The sequence below is a fragment of the Bradyrhizobium sp. th-b2 genome (assembly GCF_000426785.1).
In the GTDB taxonomy this organism is placed as follows: Bacteria; Pseudomonadota; Alphaproteobacteria; order Rhizobiales; family Xanthobacteraceae; genus Bradyrhizobium; species Bradyrhizobium septentrionale.
Map to the genome: position 1 here is coordinate 1 of NZ_AUGA01000202.1, position 2665 is coordinate 2665.

At 58.9% G+C, this 2665-nt stretch carries 1 protein-coding gene and 2 pseudogenes; 2 read left to right on the forward strand and 1 reads right to left on the reverse strand.

Annotated features, from left to right (window positions below):
* Nucleotides 1-211 precede the first annotated feature (211 nt).
* Both tnpB and K359_RS56545 read left to right on the forward strand, forming a co-directional pair.
* A pseudogene (gene tnpB, locus K359_RS66670) lies at nucleotides 212-474 on the forward strand (IS66 family insertion sequence element accessory protein TnpB).
* A 74-nt stretch (nucleotides 475-548) separates the two neighbouring features.
* Nucleotides 549-1198, forward strand: a pseudogene (locus K359_RS56545) (transposase); the annotation flags it as partial.
* Nucleotides 1199-1254: 56 nt separating this feature from the next.
* Here K359_RS56545 and K359_RS0147610 read toward each other — a convergent pair.
* A complete protein-coding gene (locus K359_RS0147610; RefSeq protein WP_029085215.1) occupies nucleotides 1255-2106 on the reverse strand; it encodes a hypothetical protein in 852 nt (283 codons plus the stop codon).
* Nucleotides 2107-2665: the final 559 nt, after the last annotated feature.

Sequence of the window (2665 nt, forward strand, 5' to 3'; positions counted from 1 at the left end):
ACTCGGGTTGCGAGGGTGTGGTGGCGTCTGTGACAGGTGCATCGAAATTGCGATGGGCGAGGTAGTCGTGCGCGCCGGCGTCGATGTTGACGAGGCGCACTTGCAGCAGGTGATCCGGGCGGTCCGTTCGGCATGATCCCCTCTCGTGTGAAGGTGTTCCTCGCCAGCCATCCAGTTGACTTCCGCAAGGGTATCGACGGTCTTGTTGCGCTTGTGCGGGGATGCCGGTTCAGATCCGTTCGACGGTGCGCTTTATGTATTCCGGGCCAAAAGAGCCGATAGAATCAAGATCGTATGGTGGGATGGCTCCGGCGTGTGCCTCTAAAACGTCTTGAAAAGGCGACGTTCTGTTGGCCGCAGATCGGGCATCATCGGGTGCAGATGAATCCTGCGCAGTTGATGGCACTGGTGGATGGAATGGACTGGAAGCGGGTCCGGACCGTGGCGGTCAAGCCGCCGGAGATTGTTGGGTAAAAGCGCTGCGGCGAAGTGAATCAGTGGGCTGAAAAGGCAAGAGAACCGGGGCAAAATGTGCTCTGGTCGGGTCAATGACGCCGCCCGATCACAACCTCCCGAATGACGTAAAGATGCTGAGAGCCATGGTGCTTGCGATGGCCGAGAGGCGGCCCGCGCCGATGCTCTGGAGAGCGAAGTCGCCGATCAGGGCGCGCAACGCCGATGCCGATGCGCGTATCGAGCGGCTGACGCAGATCCTGAAGGTCCTTCGACCGCGCCCGGTTCGGCCGACGAACCGGAAAAGCTCGGCTCTGCGAACGGTGACGATGAACAGCAGACCTTTGTCTTCGAGGAAATCGAGACCGGCATCGCTGCGATCAAGGCCCAGGTCAACGAGGGCCGTGAGCAAGCGGATGGCAAGCGTGCACCGCGTCGGCGCCAGGGCTTTGCGCCCCATCTGGAACGGATCGAAACGGTCATTGAGCCGGAAGAGCTGGCTGAGCATGCCGTCAAGCAGAAGGTGCTGATCGGCGAGGACGTGTCAGAGCGTCTGGATGTGGTGCCGGTGAAGTTCCGTGTGATCGTTACGCGCCGTCAAGAAGGAGGACGGCGTGATCCAGGCCCGGCCCCGGTCCATATTATTGAAGGAGGCATTCCGACGGAAGCGCTTTTAGCCCAGATCGCCGTCGCCAAATATGCCGATGGCCAACCGCTCTACCGGCAGGAGGCCATCTACGTCCGCGTGAGTAACAGAATGCGCTAAGTGCAGACCGCATGGCTGCTCCGTGACGCTCAGTCTCAAGGAGTTATGCTGGGATCATGATCTGTGGGGCCATTTGCCGAGGCCTTTCGCGCCTTCTCCAATGCGTCATGTTCATCTGGCTCTATGCGATCGAACCAAGAGCCCGGAGGAAATGCCGCGATGCGCTTGGCAAAGAAGGATTGCGGCTCCCAATCTCGTCGCGCCCGCTTCTCGAAGGTGATGACCCCGTTGCGGGTAAAATAGCGCGGCCCTGGAATGTTACAGTTCACCAAAAGCAGGACACGCCACATGTCACCCTTATCGGTCGCATTCTCATTCGGCTTCGGCACGTAATCCACCACAACGGGTTCCATGATACTGCAGCGGCCGCGCCGCAGAAGATTGCCGAGCTTTCCTTGCGCCGTCGTCACGAAGTTGAAGTTGGCCGGATCATGCAGAAAGTGAAGATTAGCGGTCCTTTCGCCATCTGCGATTTCACCGGCGATCAGCGAGAGCGCAAAGGCGCGCCAGCCCAGTTCAATGGGCTTTGCATATGTCGACGCCACTTCAATGCCTCCGTCAGATGCGACCTTCCAGGTGATAACGTACACTTCGTCTGATGCACGCTCGTGGTGCCTTGTCCACGACAGATACACGTATTCAGTTCGGTCAACTCCTTCAGCGACCCCCCACGTTTGAGTGACGAACTGCGCCACCTTCGAGACTTTGGAGGTAATTTGTTCTATGGTCTCGCCGTCCTGCGCTCGCCATGTTGACCTGACCCGTTCGACAAGGGCGTTGTCGTTGGCGCGAACACTGTTGCTCGTCGTGGCCAGCTCGGCGTGGCAGATCAGCGATCGAATGAGCCAGAACCAAAGCACATGTCTTCCAACCGTTTTACGCTTCATAGTTGTCGGCTCGTCTGGCTTTCATCCACACACATCAATTCCGAGGCGGGTAACTTCAACGCGCTATGCGCGATCGCATGAAGTTAGCGGCGACGTGACGGGGGCGCCCGCTGGTGTCCCGCGCGAGCAGGCGTAGTCCCCTTTGTGTCACGCGCCGCTAACTTCGGTGGCTAGCCACAGCCTCAACTTGCAATGCTGGACCTACCCAGGAGGAGAAGCCTGGGCTACCGAGAGCCTGCATTCTTCGTGCCAGCTAATAGGCGGCCGTTTGCACTATAATTGTGTCGCCTTTGTCGACTTTCCGACCTGCGTACGTTGCAATGCGTCCCTTCAGTCCGCCTCGACCTGCAGAATTCATGGCACGCGCTTGATCACGCGCTTAATCTCCGGTGGCGCAGGTGATCGACTTGCGGCGAGGTGTCTCACGACAGTCTAACCCGTCCTATTCGTGAGAGTGCTTTTTGTAGTCCGCTTGATGTGGCCGCACATCTGCTCTGACGAGGCGCGCGGGATTGCCTTCGGCTTTTCACCGCCTGACGACCCGTACTTTGCAACGCGC